This window comes from Pseudomonas fortuita (genome assembly GCF_026898135.2).
GTDB lineage: Bacteria > Pseudomonadota > Gammaproteobacteria > Pseudomonadales > Pseudomonadaceae > Aquipseudomonas > Aquipseudomonas fortuita.
This window is the reverse complement of sequence record NZ_CP114035.2, coordinates 1,002,515-1,026,148: the sequence shown is the minus strand read 5'-3', so window position 1 is coordinate 1,026,148 and position 23,634 is coordinate 1,002,515. Positions and strand designations below refer to the sequence as shown.

Genomic DNA, 23,634 nt, shown 5'->3' with positions numbered 1-23,634 from the left:
GCGGGGCAAGCCCGCTCCCACAAAAGCCCCCGAAGCTATCAAGCCCCGGTACCACCCACGGTAATCGCATCCAGCTTCAAGGTAGGCTGCCCTACCCCGACCGGCACCGACTGCCCGTCCTTGCCGCACGTCCCTACTCCGCTGTCCAGCGCCAGGTCGTTACCGACCATCGACACCCGGCTCATCGCCTCCGGCCCATTGCCGATCAGGGTCGCGCCCTTCACCGGGGCGGTAATCTTGCCGTCTTCGATCAGGTAGGCCTCACTGGTCGAAAACACGAACTTGCCACTGGTGATGTCCACCTGACCACCACCCAGGCTGGCGCAGTAGATACCTTTTTTCACCGACGCGATGATTTCCTGAGGGTCGCTTTGCCCTGCTCGCATGTAGGTGTTGGTCATGCGCGGCATCGGCAGGTGCGCGTAGGATTCACGGCGGCCGTTACCGGTGACCGCCATACCCATCAGGCGTGCGTTGAGCTTGTCCTGCATGTAACCCTTGAGCACACCGTTCTCGATCAGCGTGGTGCATTCGGTCGGGGTGCCCTCATCATCTACGCTCAGCGAGCCACGGCGGCCTTCGAGCGTGCCATCGTCAACGATGGTGCACAGGCTCGATGCCACTTTCTCGCCAATGCGGCCGCTGAACGCCGAACTGCCCTTGCGGTTGAAGTCACCTTCCAGGCCATGGCCCACCGCCTCGTGCAGCAACACGCCCGACCAGCCCGAACCCAGCACCACCGGCAAGGTGCCGGCAGGTGCCGGGATCGCCTCCAGGTTCACCAGCGCCTGGCGCAATGCCTCGCGGGCATAGCCCATCACCCGTTCCTCGGTGAAGAAGCGGTAGTCGGTACGCCCGCCACCGCCCTGCCCGCCGCGCTCGCGGCGGCCGTTCTGCTCGACGATGACGCTGACGTTGAAGCGCACCAACGGGCGCACGTCGGCGGCCAGGCTGCCATCGGCCGCAGCGATCAGGATGCGCTCCCAGACCCCGGCCATGCTTACGCTGACCTGCTGGATGCGCGGGTCCAGGGCGCGGGTGGCAGCATCGACACGCTTGAGCAGCTCAACCTTCTCGGCACGGCTCAGTACATCCAGCGGGTTATCTGCGCCATACAGGGCGGTCACTTCCTGGCTGCGGAAGGCCTGGACCGTGCCGTTCTGCCCGGCCCGGGAAATGGAACGGGCGGCGCGTGCAGCCGAGGTCAACGCCTCGAGGTTGATCGCATTGCTATAGGCGAAGCCGGTCTTTTCACCGGACTGGGCACGTACGCCCACGCCCTGGTCCAGGTTGAAGCTGCCCTCTTTGACGATGCCGTCTTCCAGTGCCCAGGTTTCCGAGATCTGACCCTGGAAATACAGGTCGGCGGCGTCGATGCCGGGGCCGGCCAACTCACCCAGCACGCTCTGCAGGCTGTCCAGGGTCAAGCCGCCTGGGGCCAGGAGCTGCTCGCTGACGGTGGATAACATCTGGCTCATAGTCACTCCGAGGTATGCGCAGGTCGCAACGCGCCCTGCGAGAAAAAGCGCCGGTGCGTTACCACCGGCATGCGCGCCCGGATGGACGCTTGTTCATCAATGTTGCGCTCGGCAAGCAGCACCGCTTCGCCTTGCGCCTGCTCTACGACGATGCGCCCCCAAGGGTCGACGATCGCCGCATGGCCATGGGTTTCCCGTGGACCTGGGTGGGTGCCGCCCTGTGCAGCAGCCAGCAGGTAACACTGGGTTTCGATCGCGCGGGCGCGTATCAGCACTTCCCAATGTGCCGCGCCTGTAACGGCAGTAAAAGCCGCTGGTGCAGTGATCAGTTCGGCGCCGGCGGCCCGCAGTGCGCTGTACAGCTCGGGGAATCGCAAGTCGTAGCATACGCTCAGCCCCAACCGCCCAACCGGCGTGTCCGCCACGATCACCTGGGTGCCATGGGCGTAGTCATCCGACTCACGGTACCGACCGCGGTTGTCGACAACGTCCACGTCGAACAGGTGCAGCTTGTCATACCGTGCCGCCACCTCGCCGTGCTCGTCGATCAGCAGCGAGCAGGCATGAGCCTTGGCCTCGGGCTGGCCGACCGGCGGCAAGGGCAAAGTACCGGCGACAATCCATAACTTGAGGTCGCGGGCGGTGCGTTTCAACCATGGCAGGATCGGCCCTTCACCCAATGCTTCGGCGCGGCCGATGGCAGCGGCGTCCTTGCGGCCCATGGCGGCGAAGTTTTCCGGCAGCACCGCCAGCCGTGCGCCGCCAAAGGCGGCCTGCTCCAACAGAACACCGGCACGCTGCAGGTTGGCCAGCACATCATCCTGGCTGACCATCTGGATTACCGCTGCCTTCATGGGCACTCCTAGCGGGATTTCTCGAAAGGTTTCACAAATGTGATTCTAGGCTCTTTCCACGGCCCTTCTACACGGTAGTGCACGCTGGCAAAGCGCGAGACACGGTCACCGATCAACCGGTCGACCAGGAACAGCGCGCCGCCCACGGCCGGCGCGCCGATAATCAGTGCCGCCAGCGGCAGGTTGTTGGTGACCGGCAAGCTCACCTGCAGGTTGGCATCGACCCGGTCGCGTACCATGTCCAGCGTGCCCTCCAGTTCGAAGTTGCTCGACGGGCCAGTCACACTGATCGGCTCGCGGGTCACATAGACACCATCACTGGCCACCAGCAGGCCTTTGACCCGGTCATAGGCCAGGCCCTTTTCGAACAAGTCGGAAAAGTCCAGGCGCAGACGCCGGCCGATGGAGTTGAAGTTGAGCAGGCCGAACACGCGCAGTGCCTGGGCGCCGCCCTCGACTTCAACGAACTGGCCGGTGCGCAGTGCTGCGTCCATGCTGCCAGAGAACCGCTTCAGGCCCACCGCAGCAGGCGACCCGGGCCAGCGGCCGTCCACATCCAGGCGGAAGTCACGGCTGGTCACGGTAGGGGCGAAGCCCCAGGCTTTGAGCACATCCCCCAGGTTCTTGCCGTCCAGGCGCCCTTTGTACCAACTGCTGGTACGGCCTTGCGCGCCCTCCCAGCCACCACCACCGTCGATGCGCAGCCCTTTGAAGTCAAGGTCGATGTCGCTGGCGGTCACGCCGCGCGTTGTCGGTCGCAATTTGATCGCCGCGCTGCCGAACAGGTCGTCGCCGCGGTAGAGCTTGTCGATGCTCAGGTCCAGCGCCGGCACCTTGCGCGGGTCGAACGAGGCCAAGGGGTCCGGGCCGTCTTCGGCCTCAGCCTGGGCAGGGTCGGCAGCGGGCAGACGCAGCGTCTGCATGCGCACGACCATGGGCGCACCCTTGGCATCCGGCACCCGAGCGTTGCCAATCACTTCCCTGCTGTCGAGACGCAGGTCCCAGGCCGCACCGCTACGGGCCATGCGTACCACGGCCTGGTTCAGGTCCATGCCGAAGGCCTTCAGCTGACCAATGCTCAAGTCGACACTTTGCAGGTTCTGTCGCGCGCTCCCCCCCGGGTCGTCGCCAGCAAGACGGGCCGCCTGTTCCTGCCAGGGTGCCAGGTCCAGCGACTCCAGGCGACCGCGCACGCGCAAGCCCTGGCCAGCGGGCAGCTGGGCGTCACCGGTGCCAAGCAACAACTCACCACGGCCCTGGGCCAGCTTGTCGGCCGGTGCGGCGTAGGCAAAGCGTGCAAGGTCGGTGTACGCCGCATCGAAACGCCGCTCCTGGCCCTGCAGGCTCATACTGAACCGGCTGTCGCGAGAGTCTGCAGCAGCTTTGCCGAAGGGTGCCGGCAGGTCGATGGCCAAGCCCTTGAGGGTGGAGTTGACGCTCAGCCGGTTATCCCGGCTACCCAGGCTGAGCTGCAACTGGTAAGGGATGTCGCCGGATGCTGGCAAGGCCTGCTTGAACTGCAGCCAGTCGGTCAGTGCCTTCAGCGATACCTGGCCATTGGCGTCGATGCGCGTCTGCATCTGCCCCGGCTGGCCTTCGGCGGTAATTTGCGCCGTCACCGGCTTGCCGAACGCCTGCAGGCTGATGCCCTTGCCACTCAGACCCTTGTCAAAATCGAAGCTGAAGTCACCCTTCAAGCGGCTCAATTCCAGGCTCGGCGGGGCCACTTTCAGGCGCGCATCGCGGGTGGCGAAGTCCACCTGGACCTTCGGCCGCTCTCCGTGGGCCAGCGGGATGTCGAGCTTGAGCTTGCCCTGCAACGGCCCTTCGCCCTCCCAGCCGGCGAAGATCTCGCCCGTGCCGATCGGCGCTTCCTTGAGTATTTTCAGGCCATCGCCCAGGCTGCCGTCGAAGTCGCCATCCAGGTAAAGACGGCTGTGCTGGTCACCCTCGACATGCGGAATATCGACGCTGACATCACTCACCTTGGTGTCGAGCAACACGCCACGCTGAGCCTTGATGCGCACCCCGCTGTCTTCGATGAACACATCGCCATCGACGTGCTGCACCTGCGGCCAGCCAGGCTGGAAGTCCAAGGCTGCGTCTCGCACCTTGAAAAACAGGCTGATGCTGCGAGCCTCTGGCGCGGCGCCGTGGTTCAGCGAGCCCTGGTACTGGAAGTAGCCTTCATCCACCGTGCCTTTGACGATGGCGCTGCGCAGCCATTCGTCGAGGGCCGGGCTTAGCACTTCAGGCAGGTACTTGGCGGTGTAGCGGCCATCGCCCTCGGTCAGGCCGACACGCAGGTCCATGTAGTCCTCGCGGCCTTCTTCGAACAACAGGCGAATAAGGAAGTCACCGGCAATCTTGCCCTCCTCGCCCAGCACCTTGAGGTAAGGCGCAACGAGGGTAAAGCCTTCCTTGTCCAGCGCCCAGGTCAGGCGCGCATTGGCTTGCTGGTAGTGCCAGGGTTTGGCGAAGATCGGGTACAGGTGCAGCATGAACGCATCGGTATCCAGGCGCAGTTCACCATGCCCCAGGTCGCCGCTGATGCTGCCACTGACGTTACCGGCCGCCGGGGCACCGTGGTATGCATTGAAACCGATCTTCTCCAGGTTGGCGTCGAACAGAAGGCGTTGGTCACCCTCGGCCTTGGGCCGGGCCTCCAGCCGTACATTGCGCAACGCGCCGGTTACCTTCAGGCCATCGACCACGGCCATGACATTGTCAGGCAGCGGTGCCAGCGCGTCGATCAGCGGGGTCAAGGGCGTAAGGTGGAGCCGGTCGGCCTGCAGCTTCCAGCTTTCATCGGCAGCGTTCTCGCCAGGGCGCTGCTGCAACTGCAGGTGCGACTCCCAACGGGTCTTGCCGATGTCCATGGCCAGGGAGTCGACAACTACATCAAAGCCTTGAGCCTGACGCTGGAACCAGGCGCCCAAGGCCAGGTTGTTCAGTGTCGCGGCCTTGCGCCCGGCATAACCGCCCTGCAGCTCTGGTGCGTTGAGCCGCACCACTGCCTGCTGCAATTGCCCTTTGCGCCAGTCGACCCAGAACTCGCCGCCCGCTCGCAGCGTGTCGGCATGCCACTGCCCCAGCAGCCGCGGGGGCAACCATCGCGCCCAGTCACTCTGCGGGAGGCTCAGGTAAGCATTTACCTGCCCGTCACGCCAGGCCTCGGCCGACATACGGCTACGCAGGTTCAGCGCCAAGGGCTGGCCATCGGGCAGGGTTGCACGCAGGTTCACAACCTGGCGCGAAGCACCTGCCTGCAGCCCGGCACTCACATACGTCAGGGTAAGCGGGTCACGCTGCCACGGGTGCAAAGTGACCTGGCTGTCGAAGACATCAATGCGGCCCAACTGGCGAAGGCGCTGCAGCAGTTCGGCGGGATCAAGTGGCGCATCGTCCTTCTTCGGCAAGCCTTCAAGGTGCCAGGCACCCTGCTCGTTCTCGCGCAGGATCAGTTGCAGGCCGCCCAGCTGTATTCGAGCCAAACGCACTTCGCGGGCAGTGAGGCTGGCCCAGACATCGGGAACCACCTTTACCTCGTCCAGGCGCAGCGCCGTTGCACCTTCACCCAGTTGCAGGTCACGTACCCGCAACACCGGCGCCAGGCCGCTCCAGCGCCCTTCCAGGGCACCGACATGCACCGGTAGGCCCAATGCCTCTTCGGCTTTGCGCTCCACATCGGCACGGTACTCGGCCACCAGCGGCACCAACTCGCGGCCGAGGCTGACATACAGCGCCACCAATACCGCCAGCAGGGCGCAAAAGCCCAGCCCCCAGCGGGTCAAGGCGACAAGAACGCGGGTCAGACGTCCCATGGCCATGGCCCTCCAAGTCGTTTATCCATGATGGCCGGTAGTGGCGATTTTGCCAGCCCGGCCATCCAGCGGCGCGTTCGAGAAGACCTCAGAGCAGCACCACGTCGTATTGTTCCTGCGAATACATCGACTCGACCTGGAAGCGAATGGTTCGACCGATAAAGGCTTCCAGTTCTGCCACGTTGCCGGACTCCTCATCCAGCAGGCGGTCGACCACCTTCTGGTTGGCCAGCACGCGGTAGCCCTCGGCCTGATAGGCACGGGCCTCGCGCAGGATCTCGCGGAAAATTTCGTAACAGATGGTCTCGGGGGTTTTCAGCTTGCCACGGCCCTGGCAGGCCAGGCACGGCTCGCACAACACCTGCTCCAGGCTTTCACGGGTGCGCTTGCGGGTCATCTGCACCAGGCCCAGTTCGGTGATGCCGATGATGTTGGTCTTTGCGTGGTCCCGTTCCAGCTGCTTTTCCAGTGTGCGCAGCACCTGGCGCTGGTGTTCTTCATCTTCCATGTCGATGAAGTCGATGATGATGATGCCGCCGATATTGCGCAGGCGCAGTTGCCGGGCGATGGCGGTGGCAGCCTCCAGGTTGGTCTTGAAGATGGTCTCTTCAAGGTTGCGATGGCCAACGAATGCACCGGTGTTCACGTCAATGGTGGTCATCGCTTCGGCCGGATCGACCACCAGGTAGCCGCCGGACTTGAGCGGGACCTTGCGCTCCAGCGCGCGCTGGATTTCATCTTCGACTCCATACAAGTCAAAGATGGGCCGTTCACCAGGGTAGTGTTCAAGGCGGTCGGCGATCTCCGGCATCAGTTCGCCGACAAACTGCGTGGTCTTCTGGAAGGTTTCACGCGAGTCGATGCGGATCTTCTCGATCTTCGGGTTGACCAGGTCACGCAGGGTACGCAGGGCGAGGCCAAGGTCCTCGTAGATGACCATGGGGGCGCCGCAGGTCTTGATCTGCGAGCCAATCTGCTCCCACAGGCGACGCAGGTACCGGATGTCCTGCAAGATCTCTTCGGCACGCGCGCCTTCGGCGGCGGTGCGCAGGATGAAGCCGCCGGCATCCTTGATGTTTTCGCTTTCCATACAGTTGCTGACCACCTGCTTCAGGCGGTCCCGCTCGGCTTCGTCTTCGATCTTAAGCGAAATGCCGACATGACTGCTGCGCGGCATGTACACCAGGTAGCGCGAAGGGATCGACAGCTGGGTGGTCAGGCGCGCACCTTTGGTACCGATCGGGTCCTTGGTCACCTGCACCACAAGGGCCTGCCCTTCATGCACCAGTGCAGTGATGGTCTCGACTGCCGAGCCTTCACGCTGGGAGATCTCCGAGGCATGGATGAACGCGGCACGCTCCAGGCCGATGTCGACGAAGGCCGCCTGCATGCCCGGCAGCACACGCACCACCTTGCCCTTGTAGATATTGCCGACGATGCCACGGCGCTGGGTGCGCTCGACGTGCACTTCCTGCAGTACCCCGTTTTCCACCACCGCCACGCGTGACTCCATCGGGGTGATGTTGATCAGGATCTCTTCACTCATGGCCGGCTCTCGTCAAAGGTCTTTTGTAATGATGGATGGCGTACGCCGTGCTGGCTACCGCGGGTTTGTTACCTCTGGCGTATGCACGGGCGATTGCCAACAGGCGATACCAAACGTGCCAAGCAACTCGGCCGTCTCACTGAGGGGCAGGCCTACCACGGCCGAATAACTGCCGCCAAGGCCGGTGACGAACACTGCGCCCAGGCCCTGGATGGCGTAGCCACCTGCCTTGTCCACAGGCTCACCGCTGGCCCAGTAGCGTTGCGCTTCATCGGCGCTGATGGCCCGGAAGCGCACCTTGCTGGTGACGCACAGGCTTTGCGTAAGCAGCCCATTGCTGAGGGCAACCGCAGTCAATACCTGGTGCTCGCGGCCCGACAGGTCGGCCAGCATGGCCAGGGCCTCTTCGCGGTTTTCCGGCTTGCCCAGAATACGCCCGTCGAGCACTACGGCAGTGTCTGCCCCCAGCACCACTGCCGGGCCCTCGACACGGGCCAGACCGGCAGCAGCCTTGGCCCGGGCCAGGCGCTCAACGTAGGCCGGGGCGTTTTCACCGGGCAGCGGGGTTTCATCGATGGGCGCACTGACGACAGTGAAGGGCACACCGATCTGGGTCAGCAATTCGCGACGGCGGGGCGAGCCAGAGGCCAGGTATAGCGGGTTCATGCAGACATCTCCCTGTCAGTTGCGGCGTCGCCGTCAGTTGATATGCAAGCGTCGGCGCAGGTCGCGCAGGGCGAAACTGATCCATGGCCAGAGCAAGGCACTGATAACCGCCGACCAGACCAGCGCCAGGGTCGGCAGGCGGTTGCCGGTCAGCGCGCTGAGCCACAACTGGATGAGTTGGGCAATGCCGAATATGACCAGGATCACCAGGCTCTGCTGCCACATGGGGAACATGCGCAGGCGCTGCTGCAGGGACAGCACCAGGAAGGTGATGAGGGTGAGGATCAATGCGTTCTGCCCCAGCAGAGTACCGTATAACACGTCCTCGGCCAGGCCCAGCACGAATGCCGTGGTCATACCGACCTTGCCCGGCACCGCCAGGGTCCAGAACGACACCAGCAAAGCCAGCCACATGGGGCGGAACACTTCCATGAACTGCGGCATGGGCGAGACGCTGAGCAGCAGGCCGATGGCGAAAGTCAGCCAGATGACCCAGCCGTTGTTGCGGCGTGAAGCAGCCATCATTGTCTCCGGGTGTTAGCGGGTGCGGCAGGCGCTGCGGCAGGCGTGGCAGGGGTAGCTGCCGGGGCTGCTGGCTGGACGGCCGGCGCTGCGGGTGTGGCTGGCGCCACAGGCGTATTGCTGGCTGGTGTGCCCTGCTCACCTGTGCTGGCCGGTTGGCCGAGGGCCGAGGTGCCCTTGCGGTCCGCCTCTTCCTGGGCGATGGCGGCGTCGGTAGCACGCTGCTCCGGGGTACGCCGGTCACTGAATACCAGCAGCATGTAGCGGCTGCGGTTGAGCGCGGCAGTGGGGATGGCGCGCACGATGGCGAAAGGCTGCCCGGAATCGTGGATCACCTCGTTGACCGTCGCCACCGGGTAGCCGGCCGGGAACCGTTGGCCCATGCCGGAGCTGACCAACAGGTCGCCTTCCTTCACGTCGGCGGTATCGGCCACATGGCGCAGTTCAAGGCGCTCCGGGTTACCGGTACCACTGGCGATGGCACGCAGGCCGTTGCGGTTGACCTGCACCGGGATGCTATGGGTGGTATCGGTCAGCAGCAGCACCCGCGAGGTGTAGGGCATCAACTCGACTACCTGGCCCATCAGGCCGCGCGCATCGAGTACCGGCTGGCCAAGGAACACACCGTCACGCTCGCCCTTGTTGATCAGTATGCGGTGGGTGAACGGGTTGGGGTCGACACCGATCAGCTCGGCCACTTCGACTTTTTCGTTGACCAGCGCCGAAGAGTTCAGCAATTCACGCAGGCGCACGTTCTGCTCGGTCAGGGCTGCCAGCTTCTGCAGGCGCCCCTGCAACAGCAGCGCTTCGGTCTTGAGCTTTTCGTTTTCGGCAATCAACTCGGTGCGGCTGCCGAACTGGCCGGCCACGCCTTGCCACGCACGTTGCGGCAGGTCGGTGATCCAGTACGACTCCATCAGCACCAGCCCCATCTGGCTGCGCACGGGCTTGAGCACGTCAAAGCGCGCGTCGACAACCATCAACGCGACCGACATTACCACCAGAACGAGCAGGCGAACGCCCAGCGAAGGGCCCTTGGAGAAAAGCGGTTTAATGGGCCGTTCCTCGTGGACGACTCAGGAGGTCATTGGACATGGGACAACGCACCAGCCTGGTTGCGGGTTGACGGATACGGCGCCCTTAACGGGCGCCAGCCCAGCACATACAGGTAGCACTGTGCGTAGTACCTGTAAACCGGGCGCTCGTGAACAGCGAGTGGGATCACTCGCTGGAGAGCAGGTCCATCGCGTGCTTGTCCATCATCTCCAGGGCGCGACCGCCGCCACGGGCGACACAGGTCAGCGGGTCCTCGGCGACAATTACCGGCAGGCCGGTTTCCTGGGCCAGCAGTTTGTCGAGGTCGCGCAGCAGCGCACCACCACCGGTCAGCACCAGGCCACGTTCGGCGATGTCCGAAGCCAGTTCGGGCGGCGATTGCTCCAGGGCGCTCTTCACGGCCTGGACAATGGTCGCCAGCGATTCCTGCAACGCTTCGAGCACTTCGTTGGAGTTAAGGGTGAAGGCACGCGGTACGCCCTCGGCCAGGTTGCGGCCACGCACATCGACTTCGCGTACCTCGCCGCCCGGGTAGGCGGTACCGATTTCCTGCTTGATGCGCTCGGCAGTGGACTCGCCGATCAGGCTGCCGTAGTTGCGGCGCACGTAGGTGACGATGGCCTCGTCAAAGCGGTCGCCGCCAACGCGGACGGATTCGGCATAGACCACGCCGTTCAGGGAGATCAGCGCGATTTCAGTGGTACCACCACCGATATCGACGACCATCGAACCGCGGGCCTCTTCAACCGGCAAGCCAGCACCGATGGCAGCAGCCATCGGTTCTTCGATCAGGAACACTTCACGGGCACCGGCACCCAGGGCCGACTCGCGAATGGCGCGGCGCTCTACCTGGGTCGACTTGCACGGTACGCAGATCAGCACGCGCGGGCTTGGCTGCAGGAAGCTGTTCTCGTGAACCTTGTTGATAAAATACTGCAACATTTTTTCGCAAACGCTGAAGTCGGCGATGACGCCGTCCTTCATCGGACGAATGGCAGCAATGTTGCCAGGCGTACGGCCCAGCATGCGTTTGGCTTCGGTACCGACGGCGACGACGCTTTTCTGATTGCCATGGGTACGGATGGCAACAACCGAGGGCTCATTCAGGACGATACCGCGCTCACGCACGTAAATAAGGGTGTTGGCAGTACCCAGGTCGATGGAAAGATCGCTGGAAAACATGCCACGCAGTTTCTTGAACATGGGAAAGTGACCCTGGGGAAAGCGTGGGTAAAAAAGTGCGGCAAACTCTAACAATGGCAGGGATTTTGGGCAAGGAGCCAATATGTTAAATTGGCTGTTTTTCCGAGCACGCCAGCCGATGATCGCGGCCGTTGGACCGCCAGAAAGCTGACATGTTCCTCACCGCGGACCCAAATTCCGTTCTTTGTTTCCCTTGGAGATCCTCATGGCGCTTGAACGCTGCGACGTGGAAAAGATCGCCCATCTGGCCCGTCTGGGGCTGAATGATGGCGAACTGCCACGCATTACCGAAGCCCTGAACAGCATCCTCGGGCTGGTCGACCAGATGCAAGCGGTCGATACCACTGGCATCGAGCCCCTGGCCCACCCGCTGGAAGCCAGCCAGCGCCTGCGCCCCGACCAGGTCACCGAAAGCAACCAGCGCGATGCCTACCAGGCTATCGCGCCCTCGACCGAAAGCGGTCTGTACCTGGTTCCCAAAGTCATCGAGTAAGGGATAGAGCCTGCCATGCATCAATTGACCCTGGCCGAGATCGCCCGCGGACTCGCCGACAAGTCGTTTTCCTCCGAAGAGCTGACTGGCGCCCTGTTGGCGCGCGTCAAGCAACTCGACCCGCAGATCAACAGCTTCATCAGCGTCACCGAAGACCTGGCCCTGGGCCAGGCGCGTGCCGCCGACGCCCGTCGCGCCGCAGGCGAAACCGGCGCGCTGCTGGGTGCGCCCATCGCCCACAAGGACCTGTTCTGCACCAACGGCGTACGCACCAGTTGCGGCTCGAAGATGCTCGACAACTTCAAGGCACCCTACGACGCCACCGTGGTCGCCAAGCTGGCTGAAGCCGGCATGGTCACCCTGGGCAAAACCAACATGGACGAGTTCGCCATGGGTTCGGCCAACGAATCCAGCCACTACGGCGCGGTGAAAAACCCGTGGAACCTCGAACACGTCCCGGGCGGTTCGTCGGGCGGTTCGGCCGCTGCCGTGGCCGCGCGCCTGCTGCCAGCCACCACCGGCACTGACACCGGCGGCTCGATCCGCCAGCCGGCAGCACTGACCAACCTCACCGGCCTCAAGCCGACGTACGGTCGTGTGTCGCGCTGGGGCATGATCGCCTACGCCTCCAGCCTCGACCAGGGCGGCCCGCTGGCCCGCACCGCCGAAGACTGCGCCCTGCTGCTGCAAGGCATGGCCGGTTTCGACGCCAAGGACTCCACCAGCATCGAAGAGCCGGTGCCGGACTACAGCGCCAACCTGAACGCTTCGCTGCAGGGCCTGCGCATCGGCCTGCCAAAAGAGTACTTCGGGGCCGGCCTCGATCCACGTATCGCCGAGCTGGTCCAGGCCAGCGTCAAAGAGCTGGAAAAGCTCGGCGCGGTGGTCAAGGAAATCAGCCTGCCGAACATGCAGCACGCCATCCCGGCCTACTACGTGATCGCCCCGGCGGAGGCCTCATCCAACCTGTCGCGCTTCGACGGCGTGCGCTTCGGTTACCGCTGCGAAGCGCCGAAAGACCTCACCGACCTGTACAAGCGGTCCCGTGGCGAAGGCTTCGGCATTGAAGTGCAGCGCCGCATCATGGTCGGCACCTACGCCCTGTCGGCCGGCTACTACGACGCCTACTACGTGAAGGCGCAGCAGATCCGCCGCCTGATCAAGAACGACTTCATGGCCGCTTTCAACGATGTCGACCTGATCCTCGGCCCGACCACGCCAAACCCGGCCTGGAAGCTTGGCGCCAAGAGCAGCGACCCGGTCGCCGCCTACCTCGAAGACGTCTACACCATCACCGCCAACCTGGCGGGCCTGCCGGGCCTGTCGATGCCGGCTGGCTTCGTCGACGGCCTGCCGGTCGGCGTGCAGCTGCTGGCGCCGTATTTCCAGGAAGGCCGCCTGCTCAACGTCGCGCACCGCTACCAGCAAGTGACCGACTGGCACACCCGTGCCCCCAACGGCTTCTGAGGAGTTCACACATGCAATGGGAAGTTGTGATCGGGCTTGAAATCCACACTCAGCTCGCCACCCAGTCGAAGATCTTCTCCGGCAGCGCCACCACCTTCGGCTCCGAGCCGAACACCCAGGCCAGCCTGGTAGACCTGGGCATGCCCGGCGTACTGCCGGTGCTGAACCAGGAAGCCGTGCGCATGGCGTGCATGTTCGGCCTGGCCATCGATGCCGAAATCGGCAAGCGCAACGTGTTCGCGCGCAAGAACTACTTCTACCCGGACTTGCCCAAGGGGTACCAGATCAGCCAGATGGACCTGCCGATCGTCGGCAAGGGCCACCTGGATATCGCCCTGGAAGACGGCACCATCAAGCGTATCGGGGTCACCCGCGCGCACCTGGAAGAAGACGCCGGCAAAAGCCTGCACGAAGACTTCAGCGGCTCCACCGGCATCGACCTTAACCGTGCCGGCACCCCGCTGCTGGAAATCGTCTCCGAGCCTGACATGCGCAGCGCCAAGGAAGCCGTGGCCTACGTCAAGGCGATCCACGCACTGGTGCGCTACCTGGGCATCTGCGACGGCAACATGGCCGAAGGCTCGCTGCGCTGCGACTGCAACGTGTCGATTCGTCCGAAGGGTCAAGCCGAGTTCGGCACCCGCTGCGAGATCAAGAACGTCAACTCGTTCCGCTTCATCGAGCGCGCGATCAACAGCGAAATCCAGCGCCAGATCGACCTGATCGAAGACGGCGGCAAGGTGGTGCAGGAAACTCGCCTGTACGACCCGAACAAAGATGAAACCCGCTCCATGCGCAGCAAGGAGGAAGCCAACGACTACCGTTACTTCCCCGACCCGGACCTGCTGCCGGTGGTGATCGAGGACAGCTTCCTCGAAACCATCCGCGCCGGCCTGCCGGAGCTGCCGCCGCAGAAGGTCGAACGCTTCCAGCGCCAGTATGGCCTGTCGGCCTACGACGCCAACGTGCTGGCTTCGAGCCGCGAACAGGCGGACTACTTCGAGGAAGTGGTAAAAATCGGTGGCGACGCCAAGCTGGCGGCCAACTGGGTCATGGTCGAGCTGGGCAGCCTGCTCAACAAGCTGGGCATCGAGATCGACCAGGCACCGGTCAGCGCCGCGCACCTGGGTGGCATGCTGCTGCGCATCCGCGACAACACCATCAGCGGCAAGATCGCCAAGACCGTATTCGAGGCGATGGCTGCCGGTGAAGGCGATGCCGACAGCATCATCGAAAGCAAAGGCCTGAAGCAGGTGACCGACACCGGTGCCATCGACAAGATGCTGGACGAGATGCTGGCGGCCAACGCCGAGCAGGTCGAACAGTACCGTGCGGCCGACGAGGCCAAGCGTGGCAAGATGTTCGGCTTCTTTGTCGGCCAGGCGATGAAAGCCTCCAAAGGCAAGGCCAACCCGGGGCAGGTGAACCAATTGCTCAAGGCCAAGCTCGAAGGCTGAGCTGAAAAAGCGGCGAGGGCCTTGCCCTCGTTCGCCGGCAAGCCAGCTCCCACAGGTACAGCGCCGCTTTTGAGGGCGATGAGGTACCTGTGGGAGCTGGCTTGCCGGCGATGGGCCGCGCAGCGGCCCCAATAGCACCGGAGCAAGAACTTGCTAAAAAAATCCCTCGGCACGCTAGCCCTCTTCTCTTTCCTGGCCGGCTGCGCCAGCCATGACATCGACCCGCGTGGTTACGACCAGACAGGCACCGCTTCCTATTACGGGTCGCGCCACCACGGCAAACGCACCGCCAGTGGCGAGCCGTTCAACCAGCACGGTTTTACCGCCGCCCACCGCAACCTGCCGTTCGGCACCCGCGTACGGGTCACCAACACGGCCAACCAGCGCAGTGTGGTGGTGCGCATCAACGACCGTGGCCCGCACACCCGCGGCCGCCTGATCGACCTGTCTCGCGCCGCTGCAGAAAAAATCGGCATGCTCCGTAGCGGAACGGCACGCGTGCGAGTACAAGGGCTTAGCGACTGACGCGACAGGAGTCCGACCATTTTCGACTTGGCCACCCTTCCCACCTTCAGCCTGTTGCAACTGGGCATTGCCCTGCTGCTGCTGGTCGGCGGCGCCGAATTGCTGGTGCGCGCAGCGCTGCGCCTGGCTCAGCGCCTTCATGTTCGCCCGTTGATCATCGGCCTGAGCCTGGTGGCCTTCGGCAGTACAGCACCACAACTGACCGTGAGCCTGCAGGCGGCCTATCAGGGCGCGCCGGATGTGGCGGTCGGCAGCGTGATCGGCAGCAACATCTTCAACGTACTGGTCATTCTTGGCCTGGCCGCGCTGATCATCCCGCTGCGTGTGTCGCGCCAGCTGGTGCGCCTGGACATTCCGCTGATGATCCTCGCCAGCGGCCTGGTCTATGCCTTGTCCGCCAACGGTTACCTGGGCCGGGTGGAAGGGGGGCTGCTGCTGCTTGGCCTGGCCGGCTACCTGGCAATGCTCTGGCACCAATCGCGCCACTACGCACGCACTTACCCCGCGCCGGACACGGCAAAATCCAGCGCCAGGCGCTTCTGGTCAGGCACGCTGCTGCAGGTGCTGGCCGGCTTTGGCCTGCTGAGCCTGGGGGGCCACCTGCTGCTGGAGGCCGCCGTGGAGGTTGCCACAGACCTGGGGCTGTCCGAGCGCATCATCGGCCTGACCGTCGTCGCCATCTGCACATCCTTGCCAGAGCTCGCCGCCGCGCTGATCGCGGCCCTGCGTGGTGAACGGGAAATCGCCGTGGGCACCGTGATCGGCAGCAACCTGTTCAACCTGCTGGCAGTGCTGGGCCTGACCGCGCTGATCACCCCTGTGCCGCTGTCGATCTCGCCCAACGCCCTGGCCTTCGACCTGCCGGTTATGCTCGGCGTCGCCGCGCTAAGCCTGCCGGTGTTCTATTCCGGCTACCGCATCACCCGCGCCGAAGGCCTGGTGTTCCTGTGCCTGTACCTGGCCTACGGCCTGCACGTGGCGGCGTTCACCATGGGCATGCCGCTGGCCGGGCGCCTGGAGCGGTTGATGCTGTTCTATGTGCTGCCTGTGCTCGCGGTGGTGCTGCTGTATACCACCGTGCGCGCCTGGCGCCGGCAGCATTGATCGGGCCATGTCATCTGGCGCATGCCTTAAGCCTTGTGTCGCCCTTACGATCGAGCGCCGCGCGGGCGGCGCTCGATCTCACAGGCGATACAAATCTAACGGCGAACCTGCCGAGCCTTCTTCAGCTTGAAGGCCACCCACAGCACGGCAATCCATGCCGGGATCAGCATCACCGAGATGCGAATCGGCGGAGTCAGGTACATCACCACCAGAATCAGCACAATGAACGCCAGGCACAGGTAGTTGGTCAGCGGGTGCCCCAGGCTCTTGTAGAACGGGGTAATACCGGCCGCCAGCTTGGCCTTGCGGAACTTCAAGTGGGTAATGCTGATGCTCGCCCAGTTGATCACCAGCGCCGACACCGCCAGGGCCATCAGCAAGCCAAAGGCCTCGCCCGGCATGAGGTAGTTGATCACCACGCACAGCCCGGTCGCGAAGGCAGACACGCCCAGTGCAGTCAGCGGCACGCCGCTGCGGCTGACTTTCAGCAACTGGCGCGGTGCGTCACCCTGGCTGGCCAGACCAAACAGCATGCGGCTGTTGGCGTACACGCAGCTGTTGTAAACCGACAGCGCAGCCGTCAGCACCACGATGTTGAGGATGGTTGCCACCAGGTCGCTGTCCAGCTCGTGGAAAATCATCACGAACGGGCTGCCACCCTGCACGACCTTCTGCCACGGGTACAGGGACAGCAGCACCGCCAGGGCACCGATGTAGAAGATCAGGATGCGGTACACCACCTGGTTGGTGGCCTTGGGGATACTCTGGCGCGGGTTGTCTGCCTCGGCAGCAGTGATACCCACCAGCTCCAGCCCACCGAACGAGAACATGATCACCGCCAGCGCCATCACCAAGCCGCTGACACCGTTAGGGAAGAAGCCGCCGTACTGCCACAGGTTGGCCACGCTGGCATCCGGGCCGCCATGGCCGCTGCTCAGCAACCAGGCGCCGAAGCCGATCATGCTGACGATGGCCACTACCTTGATCAGGGCGAACCAGAATTCCATTTCGCCGTAGACCTTCACCTGGGTCAGGTTGATCAGGTTGATCACCACAAAAAATATCGCCGCCGTGGCCCAGGTGGGGAATTCCGGCCACCAGTACTGCACGTAAATACCCACGGCCGTCAGCTCGGCCATGCCAACCAGTACATACACCACCCAGTAGTTCCAGCCCGACACGAAGCCTGCAAACTCGCTCCAGTACTGGTGGGCAAAGTGGCTGAAGCTACCGGCCACCGGCTCTTCCACCACCATTTCACCCAGCTGGCGCATGATCAGGAAGGCCATCAGGCCAGCGATGGCGTACCCCAGCAGTACGGAGGGCCCGGCCAGCTGGATGGTCTGGGCGATGCCCAGGAACAAGCCGGTACCGATGGCCCCGCCCAGCGCGATCAGCTGGATATGGCGATTCTTCAGCCCGCGCTGTAACTGCTCGGGCTTGCTCTGGTCTTGCATGAAGTGTCCTTTAGCTCAGTGAGGCTGTTTTTGTGTTGTTTGCAGTCAAGGATCTAGATCCATCCGCCCCACTGCAAGATGAAAATGCCGATATTGGTGGTGATTGCCGCCATTAAGGTGGTGATCACGATGATCGACGCAGCCAGCTCATGGTTGCCGTTGGCCGCCCGCGCCATGACGTAACTGGCAGCTGCGGTCGGGCTGCCGATGTACAGGAACAGGATACCCAGTTCGGCCCCGCGAAAGCCGCACAGCCAGGCACCGAGGGTGCCGGCCAGCGGCAGCCAGACCATCTTTACCAGGCTGGCGTCGATGGCCAGCCGGCCGCTGTCGCGCAGCGCCGCCAGCGACAGGGTGCCGCCAATACACATCAATGCCAACGGCAGGGTCATCTGTGCCAGGTAATCACCTGAAGTCAGCAGCCAGTTAGGGAGCGGCACCTGGCCGTAAGCCATGGGTGTCGCGACCAGCACGCTGATGATCAGCGGGTTGCTTAAAATGCTCTTGCAGATGCTCCACGGGTCGGACTTGAGGTCCGGGCTGTACACCGCCAGCACCACTGCCGACAGCGAGTTGTACATCAGGATGACCAGGCCGGCGAGCACTGCACCCAGCGAAATACCGTAGTCGCCGTAAAGGCTGGCAGCCAGGGCCAGGCCGATCACGCCGTTGTTGCCGCGGAACGCGCCCTGGGTATAGATGCCCCGGTCGGCCTGCGGGCTACGCCAGATGGCCATGCCCCAAGCGACGCCGAAGCCCACCAGAGTGGCGACGATGAAGTAAAGGATGACACCGGGCTTCACCGCAGCAGCCAGGTCGGCGTGGTAAATGCCGAGGAACAACAGCGCAGGCATGCAGACGTTGAACACCAACTGCGAGGCAACGCGGTTGAAATTATCGTCGATCAGACGGATGCGTTTGAGCAGCACGCCCATGAACAGCATGGCGAAGACAGGTGCCGTGATGTTCAGCGTCTGGATAAGAAGGGCGAGCATGCGCAAGCGATCCTGGAGAGGTTGCCGTTAGGTGGCTAATGATACGCCAACGGCTGGTATTTGCGGGGATCGCGGGCTTGTAGAAAAATTTCTGTCAGTGCCGGCCTCTTCGCGGGACAAGCCCGCTCCCACAGGTATCGCACAAATCTTCAGACCTGTTCAGGGCCTGTGGGAGCGGGCTTGCCCCGCGAAGAGGGCAACGCGGACTCAGCGCCGGACCGGGCGCTTCTGCAGCTTGCGCTGCAAGGTCCGGCGGTGCATGCCCAGCGCACGTGCGGTGGCCGAGATGTTGCCCTCGTGCTCGTTCAGCACGCGCTGGATGTGTTCCCACTGCAGGCGGTCGACCGACATCGGGTTTTCCGGCACCAGGGTATCCAGGTCGGTGTGCTCCGACAGCAATGCTGCCAGCACATCATCGGCGTCAGCCGGTTTGCACAGGTAATTGCAGGCGCCGCGCTTGACCGCTTCCACCGCCGTGGCAATGCTCGAGTAACCGGTCAGGATCACCACGCGCATTTCAGGGTCCAGCTCCAGCAGCTTGGGCAGCAGCACAAGGCCGGAGTCACCGTCCATCTTCAGGTCCAGCGTGGCGTAATCTGGCAGGTCCTGCTGGGCCAGAATCAAGCCTTCCTCGGCCGAACTGGCGGTGCTCACGCGGAAACCGCGACGGCTCATTGCCCGGGCCATGACCCGGGTGAAGGTGGCATCGTCATCCACCAACAGCAGGTGCGGCAGCTCTTCGCTTTCGACCTGGTTTTCTTCGCTCATCATTCATCTCCTCGCTTGCCATAGGGCAGGCGCAATTCGGTCAGGGTGCCACCCTGTTCATGACTATAGAGTTTCACCGAACCGCCCGCACGGGTCACGCTGGCCTTGCTCAAGAACAGGCCCAGGCCGAAGCCTTTGCCTTTGGTGGTAATGAAGGGTTTGCCGATGGCTTCGGCAATGGCCGGCGGCACGCCAGGGCCATGGTCACGGATACTGATGACGATGTCCTGAGCGTCCCAGTCCAGGCGCACTTCCAAGTCATCGGGGCAGGCATCGGCTGCATTGTTCAACAGGTTCAGCAGCGCCTGGGTCAGGTCTGGTGGTGGCGTCAGGCGCGGCACTTTGCCATCGCGCAACCGCTGGAAGCGGTAGCTGGCTTCCGGGCGCATCAGGTGCCAGCGGTTCAGCGCCTCGTCCAGCCAGGCGGTCACCTCCTGCTCCACGATCGCCAGGCGGCGGTTGGCTTCGGCGGCGCGCACCAGCTGTTGCAAGGTCTCTTTGCACAGCTTTACCTGGTCCTGCAGGATCTGCAGGTCTTCCTGCAGCAGCGGGTCGGTGTGGTCCTGACGCATTTCGTTGATCAGCACGCTCATGGTCGCCAGTGGCGTGCCCAGCTCATGGGCAGCACCGGCGGCCTGGGTAGCCACGGCCAGCAGTTGCTCATCGCGCAGGCTTTCTTCACGCCGCTCGGACCGCAGTTGCTCCTGGCGGCGCAGCTCTTCGGCCATGCGTGCGGCAAAGAAAGTGATCACCGCCGCAGCCAGGGCAATGCTCAGCCACATGCCGTAGACCTGCATCTTGTCCCGCGCCATGGGCAGGCCCTCAAGCGGGTAGAACTGCACCAGCAGCAGGCTGTAGGCGGTCAGGGCGATACCCGACAGAATCAGCGAATACAGCCACGGCAAGGTCACTGCGGCAATCGCCAGCGGTACCAGGTAATACGACACGAACGGGTTGGTCGAGCCGCCGGAGTAATACAGCAAGGCACTGTGGATCAACAGGTCACAGGCCAACTGCAGGGCGTACTCCATTTCGGTGACGGGCAGCGACAGGCGCAAGCGCAGCGCGGTGAAGGCACACAGCAGCGACGACAAAGCCAAGGTGCCCGCCAGCGACAGCCACGGCAAGGGTAGCAATTCGGTCCAGTAGGCGACGCCCACGGAGCCAGCCTGGGCAGCCAGGACCAGGACCCGGATGACGGTCAGGCGCCAAAGGTTCTGGCGGGTAGCAGATAGCGGTTGTACGGCGGCGAGCATGAGCTCTCCTGATGAGTGCTCCAGAAAATCGGCTGGAGTATACCGAAGCCGGGCGCCTCGCTGCAGCGCTGCGGCAAAGCGCCACAGTTTGTCACAGGTTCATGATGGCACTTTTGAACCCACTACACTGTTGCCGGTCTGATGGGCCATGCGTGGAATGATGGCCAACCCCACGCCTTTTATTGCCAAGGAGTACCACATGCAAATCCCACGTCGCGGCGCCGCCCTGATTCTGTCCTGCGGCTTGCTCGCCAGCCTGCCTGCGCTGGCTGCCGATGAGCCACGTTACAACCAGGTATCGCTGCGCGCTGAAGTGAGCAAGGAAGTGCCGCGCGACCTGATGGTCGTGACCCTGTACAGCGAAGCGCAGAACAGCGACCCGGGCAAGCTGGCCAAGCAGATCACCGAAACCATGAACAAGGCCGTGCAGCAGTCGCGACAGGTCAAGGACGTGAAGATCAGCCAAGGCAGCCGCAACAGCTACCCGGTGTATGACAGCAAGGGCCAGAAGATTACCGGCTGGCGCGAGCGCGCCGAACTGCGCCTGGAAAGCGACAACTTCCCGGCCCTGTCCCAGCTCACAGCCGACCTGCTGCAAGAGCTGAAAATGGGCGGCATGGACTTCTCCATCGCACCGGCCACACGCAAGGCCAGTGAGGATGCATTGCTCAAGGACGCCGTCGATGCCTTCAAGGCGCGTGCTCAACTGGCCACCGAGGCGCTGGGCGGCAAGGGCTACAAAGTGGTCAGCCTGAACCTCAACAGCAGCGGTTACCCGCGCCCGTACCTGCGCAGTGCGCCGATGGCGATGAAAGCCATGGGGGCCGACGAAGCAGCGCCAGCGCCGGATATCGAGGCGGGCACCAGCGAAGTGAGCATGAATGCTGATGGCCTGATCGAAGTGCAAATGCCCTGACAGCCACGAGCTTCAAGCGGCAAGCTTCAAGTTGACTGTAAACCCGGTCTGCTTTGGCTTGCCGCTTGGCGCTTGCCGCTTGAGTCTGCTTTTCAGACATTTCCTACGCAACACCCAGGTGCATCCTACGTTTATCACCGCCTAGAAACATCGCGCAAAATGCCATCATTTTGCCTGCGCAAACGTTTAACTTCGCCTAAAGTTATACTGATGCGACATCCATGTACGCCCGTACCACTTTTCCGGCGCCAACTATCCTTATACCTGTTGCATTGGGAACACCCCCTGCATAAGTATCCTCAGGTCGGCTCACGAGGCCACCTCATCCAAAAAATGACAACAATGAGGCCACCATGCTCAAACACGCAGTCATTCCGTTCCTGCTTGGCGCAGGCTTGCTCACCGGCGCGCCGTCGGTCCTGGCCGCGTCCAACCTGGTGTTTTGCTCAGAGGGCAGCCCGGCCGGTTTTGACCCGGGCCAGTACACCACCGGGACCGACTTCGACGCCTCGGCAGAGACCGTGTTCAACCGCTTGACCCAGTTCGAACGAGGCGGTACTGCAGTTATCCCGGGCCTGGCGACCAAGTGGGAAGTGTCCGACGACGGCAAGACCTACACCTTCCACCTGCGCGAAGGCGTCAAGTTCCATACCACCGACTACTTCAAGCCCAGCCGGCCCTTCAACGCCGACGATGTGCTGTTCACCTTCAACCGCATGCTCGACAAGGATCAGCCGTTCCGCAAGGCCTACCCTACCGAGTTCCCGTATTTCACCGACATGGGCATGGACAAGAACATCGCCAAGGTGGAAAAGCTGGACGAGCACACGGTGAAGTTCACCCTTAACGAGGTCGACGCCGCGTTCATCCAGAACCTGGCCATGAGCTTCGCTTCCATCCAGTCCGCCGAGTACGCCGACCAATTGCTCAAGAACGGCAAGGCCGCCGACATCAACCAGAAGCCGATCGGCACCGGCCCGTTCGTGTTCAGCAAGTACCAGAAGGACGCGCAGATTCGCTTCAAGGGCAACAAGGACTACTGGCAGCCCGAGGACGTGAAGATCGACAACCTGGTCTTCGCCATCACCACCGATGCCTCGGTACGCATGCAAAAACTGAAGAAGAACGAGTGCCAGGTCACCCTGTTCCCGCGGCCCGCCGACATCGAGCCGCTAAAGGCCGACAAGCACCTGCAGATGCCCCAGCAAGCCGGGTTCAACCTGGGCTACATCGCCTACAACGTGATGGACAAGATCAAGGGCAGCAACGAGCCCAACCCCATGGCTCAGCTGAAAGTGCGCCAGGCGCTGGACATGGCGGTGGACAAGAAGAAGATCATCGAGTCGGTCTACCAGGGCGCCGGCCAGTTGGCAGTCAATGCCATGCCGCCGACCCAGTGGTCGTATGACGACAGCATAAAGGACGCCCCCTTCGACCCCGAAAAAGCTAAACAGCTGCTCAAGGAAGCCGGCATCAAGGAAGGCACCGAGATCACCCTGTGGGCCATGCCCGTGCAACGCCCATACAACCCCAATGCCAAGCTGATGGCCGAAATGCTGCAATCCGACTGGGCCAAGATCGGCATCAAGGCCAAAATCGTCAGCTATGAATGGGGCGAGTACATCAAACGCTCCAAAGGTGGCGAACAAGGCGCCATGCTGATTGGCTGGAGCGGCGACAACGGTGACCCGGACAACTGGCTGGGCACCCTTTACGGCTGCGATGCCGTCGACGGCAACAACTTCTCCAAGTGGTGCTACAAGCCCTACGACGACCTGATCAAGCAGGCCAAGGCCACCTCCGACCAGGCCAAGCGCACCGAGCTGTACCAGCAGGCGCAGCACATTCTCAAGGAGCAGGTGCCGATTACCCCGATCGCCCACTCCACCGTGTATCAGCCCATGAGCGCCAAAGTGAAGGACTTCAAGATCAGCCCGTTTGCGCTGAACGCCTTCTATGGCGTAAGCGTGGACAAATAGGGTAACTCCAGCACCCGCCATCTGGCGGGTGCCTTGCCCCCTTCCCCCTCTTCATGTCGTCCCGCGGC

The 23,634-nt window shown here is 63.2% G+C and carries 19 protein-coding genes; 7 read left to right on the top strand and 12 right to left on the bottom strand.

Annotation, left to right across the window (positions count from 1 at the left end):
* Positions 1 to 38 precede the first annotated feature (38 nt).
* The 8 genes from tldD to mreB form a co-directional block, all read right to left on the bottom strand.
* Positions 39 to 1,478 carry a metalloprotease TldD gene (tldD, locus tag OZ911_RS04635; RefSeq protein ID WP_016485026.1) on the bottom strand — a complete coding sequence of 480 codons (1,440 nt, stop codon included), beginning with the start codon at positions 1,476 to 1,478 and terminating at the stop codon, positions 39 to 41.
* A 2-nt stretch (positions 1,479 to 1,480) separates the two neighbouring features.
* Positions 1,481 to 2,332, bottom strand: a complete 852-nt coding sequence (locus tag OZ911_RS04630; protein ID WP_023046945.1) for a carbon-nitrogen hydrolase family protein — start codon at positions 2,330 to 2,332, stop codon at positions 1,481 to 1,483.
* Positions 2,333 to 2,340: 8 nt separating this feature from the next.
* A complete protein-coding gene (locus OZ911_RS04625; RefSeq protein ID WP_023046944.1) occupies positions 2,341 to 6,162 on the bottom strand; it encodes a YhdP family protein in 3,822 nt (1,273 codons plus the stop codon).
* An 82-nt stretch (positions 6,163 to 6,244) separates the two neighbouring features.
* Positions 6,245 to 7,702 carry a ribonuclease G gene (gene rng / locus OZ911_RS04620; protein ID WP_016485023.1) on the bottom strand — a complete coding sequence of 486 codons (1,458 nt, stop codon included), beginning with the start codon at positions 7,700 to 7,702 and terminating at the stop codon, positions 6,245 to 6,247.
* 54 nt (positions 7,703 to 7,756) lie between these two features.
* The gene (locus tag OZ911_RS04615) at positions 7,757 to 8,368 is read right to left on the bottom strand and encodes a Maf family protein (RefSeq protein WP_016485022.1); all 612 of its coding nucleotides are present in this window, start codon (positions 8,366 to 8,368) and stop codon (positions 7,757 to 7,759) included.
* Positions 8,369 to 8,401: 33 nt separating this feature from the next.
* On the bottom strand, positions 8,402 to 8,890 hold the full coding sequence (mreD, locus tag OZ911_RS04610; protein WP_016485021.1) for a rod shape-determining protein MreD: 489 nt from the start codon (positions 8,888 to 8,890) through the stop codon (positions 8,402 to 8,404).
* Complete coding sequence (mreC, locus tag OZ911_RS04605) at positions 8,890 to 9,885, bottom strand: rod shape-determining protein MreC (RefSeq protein ID WP_070087023.1); 996 nt, start codon at positions 9,883 to 9,885, stop codon at positions 8,890 to 8,892. The genes mreD and mreC overlap by 1 nt, the downstream gene beginning before the upstream one ends.
* Before the next feature lie 226 nt (positions 9,886 to 10,111).
* Positions 10,112 to 11,149: a rod shape-determining protein MreB gene (gene mreB, locus OZ911_RS04600; RefSeq protein WP_003255163.1), complete on the bottom strand. Its 1,038-nt coding sequence runs from the start codon at positions 11,147 to 11,149 to the stop codon at positions 10,112 to 10,114.
* Between the two features lie 205 nt (positions 11,150 to 11,354).
* Between mreB and gatC the strand changes: the two genes are divergently transcribed.
* From gatC to OZ911_RS04575, 5 genes are all read left to right on the top strand, one after another.
* The gene (gene gatC, locus OZ911_RS04595; protein ID WP_016485019.1) at positions 11,355 to 11,642 is read left to right on the top strand and encodes an Asp-tRNA(Asn)/Glu-tRNA(Gln) amidotransferase subunit GatC; all 288 of its coding nucleotides are present in this window, start codon (positions 11,355 to 11,357) and stop codon (positions 11,640 to 11,642) included.
* A gap of 15 nt (positions 11,643 to 11,657) precedes the next feature.
* Positions 11,658 to 13,109, top strand: a complete 1,452-nt coding sequence (gene gatA / locus OZ911_RS04590) for an Asp-tRNA(Asn)/Glu-tRNA(Gln) amidotransferase subunit GatA (RefSeq protein ID WP_016485018.1) — start codon at positions 11,658 to 11,660, stop codon at positions 13,107 to 13,109.
* Between the two features lie 11 nt (positions 13,110 to 13,120).
* Positions 13,121 to 14,566, top strand: a complete 1,446-nt coding sequence (gene gatB / locus OZ911_RS04585; protein ID WP_023048013.1) for an Asp-tRNA(Asn)/Glu-tRNA(Gln) amidotransferase subunit GatB — start codon at positions 13,121 to 13,123, stop codon at positions 14,564 to 14,566.
* Positions 14,567 to 14,716: 150 nt separating this feature from the next.
* A complete protein-coding gene (locus OZ911_RS04580) occupies positions 14,717 to 15,091 on the top strand; it encodes a septal ring lytic transglycosylase RlpA family protein (RefSeq protein ID WP_016485016.1) in 375 nt (124 codons plus the stop codon).
* A gap of 60 nt (positions 15,092 to 15,151) precedes the next feature.
* Complete coding sequence (locus OZ911_RS04575; protein WP_024717620.1) at positions 15,152 to 16,195, top strand: calcium/sodium antiporter; 1,044 nt, start codon at positions 15,152 to 15,154, stop codon at positions 16,193 to 16,195.
* A 95-nt stretch (positions 16,196 to 16,290) separates the two neighbouring features.
* On the opposite strand, the gene OZ911_RS04570 is transcribed toward OZ911_RS04575, so the two are convergent.
* The 4 genes from OZ911_RS04570 to OZ911_RS04555 form a co-directional block, all read right to left on the bottom strand.
* Positions 16,291 to 17,652 carry an amino acid permease gene (locus tag OZ911_RS04570; RefSeq protein ID WP_023048012.1) on the bottom strand — a complete coding sequence of 454 codons (1,362 nt, stop codon included), beginning with the start codon at positions 17,650 to 17,652 and terminating at the stop codon, positions 16,291 to 16,293.
* A gap of 53 nt (positions 17,653 to 17,705) precedes the next feature.
* Positions 17,706 to 18,647, bottom strand: a complete 942-nt coding sequence (locus tag OZ911_RS04565) for an AEC family transporter (RefSeq protein ID WP_016485013.1) — start codon at positions 18,645 to 18,647, stop codon at positions 17,706 to 17,708.
* A gap of 207 nt (positions 18,648 to 18,854) precedes the next feature.
* Positions 18,855 to 19,415, bottom strand: coding sequence for a response regulator transcription factor (locus tag OZ911_RS04560; protein ID WP_003255244.1), 561 nt, complete (start codon positions 19,413 to 19,415; stop codon positions 18,855 to 18,857).
* On the bottom strand, positions 19,415 to 20,671 hold the full coding sequence (locus tag OZ911_RS04555; RefSeq protein WP_016485012.1) for an ATP-binding protein: 1,257 nt from the start codon (positions 20,669 to 20,671) through the stop codon (positions 19,415 to 19,417). Before OZ911_RS04555 ends, OZ911_RS04560 begins: the two co-directional genes overlap by 1 nt.
* A 199-nt stretch (positions 20,672 to 20,870) precedes the next feature.
* On the opposite strand from OZ911_RS04555, the gene OZ911_RS04550 reads away from it, so the two are divergent.
* Both OZ911_RS04550 and OZ911_RS04545 read left to right on the top strand, forming a co-directional pair.
* Positions 20,871 to 21,587: an SIMPL domain-containing protein gene (locus OZ911_RS04550; RefSeq protein WP_016485011.1), complete on the top strand. Its 717-nt coding sequence runs from the start codon at positions 20,871 to 20,873 to the stop codon at positions 21,585 to 21,587.
* A 353-nt stretch (positions 21,588 to 21,940) separates the two neighbouring features.
* Positions 21,941 to 23,566: an ABC transporter substrate-binding protein gene (locus OZ911_RS04545; RefSeq protein ID WP_023048011.1), complete on the top strand. Its 1,626-nt coding sequence runs from the start codon at positions 21,941 to 21,943 to the stop codon at positions 23,564 to 23,566.
* The last annotated feature ends 68 nt before the right edge of the window (positions 23,567 to 23,634 follow it).

Coding starts and splice junctions, on each gene's coding strand:
- tldD (WP_016485026.1), bottom strand. CDS start 1,478: ATGAGCCAGATGTTATCCACCGTCAGCGAGCAGCTCCTGGCCCCAGGC.
- OZ911_RS04630 (WP_023046945.1), bottom strand. CDS start 2,332: ATGAAGGCAGCGGTAATCCAGATGGTCAGCCAGGATGATGTGCTGGCC.
- OZ911_RS04625 (WP_023046944.1), bottom strand. CDS start 6,162: ATGGCCATGGGACGTCTGACCCGCGTTCTTGTCGCCTTGACCCGCTGG.
- rng (WP_016485023.1), bottom strand. CDS start 7,702: ATGAGTGAAGAGATCCTGATCAACATCACCCCGATGGAGTCACGCGTG.
- OZ911_RS04615 (WP_016485022.1), bottom strand. CDS start 8,368: ATGAACCCGCTATACCTGGCCTCTGGCTCGCCCCGCCGTCGCGAATTG.
- mreD (WP_016485021.1), bottom strand. CDS start 8,890: ATGGCTGCTTCACGCCGCAACAACGGCTGGGTCATCTGGCTGACTTTC.
- mreC (WP_070087023.1), bottom strand. CDS start 9,885: ATGTCGGTCGCGTTGATGGTTGTCGACGCGCGCTTTGACGTGCTCAAG.
- mreB (WP_003255163.1), bottom strand. CDS start 11,149: ATGTTCAAGAAACTGCGTGGCATGTTTTCCAGCGATCTTTCCATCGAC.
- gatC (WP_016485019.1), top strand. CDS start 11,355: ATGGCGCTTGAACGCTGCGACGTGGAAAAGATCGCCCATCTGGCCCGT.
- gatA (WP_016485018.1), top strand. CDS start 11,658: ATGCATCAATTGACCCTGGCCGAGATCGCCCGCGGACTCGCCGACAAG.
- gatB (WP_023048013.1), top strand. CDS start 13,121: ATGCAATGGGAAGTTGTGATCGGGCTTGAAATCCACACTCAGCTCGCC.
- OZ911_RS04570 (WP_023048012.1), bottom strand. CDS start 17,652: ATGCAAGACCAGAGCAAGCCCGAGCAGTTACAGCGCGGGCTGAAGAAT.
- OZ911_RS04565 (WP_016485013.1), bottom strand. CDS start 18,647: ATGCTCGCCCTTCTTATCCAGACGCTGAACATCACGGCACCTGTCTTC.
- OZ911_RS04560 (WP_003255244.1), bottom strand. CDS start 19,415: ATGAGCGAAGAAAACCAGGTCGAAAGCGAAGAGCTGCCGCACCTGCTG.
- OZ911_RS04555 (WP_016485012.1), bottom strand. CDS start 20,671: ATGCTCGCCGCCGTACAACCGCTATCTGCTACCCGCCAGAACCTTTGG.
- OZ911_RS04550 (WP_016485011.1), top strand. CDS start 20,871: ATGCAAATCCCACGTCGCGGCGCCGCCCTGATTCTGTCCTGCGGCTTG.
- OZ911_RS04545 (WP_023048011.1), top strand. CDS start 21,941: ATGCTCAAACACGCAGTCATTCCGTTCCTGCTTGGCGCAGGCTTGCTC.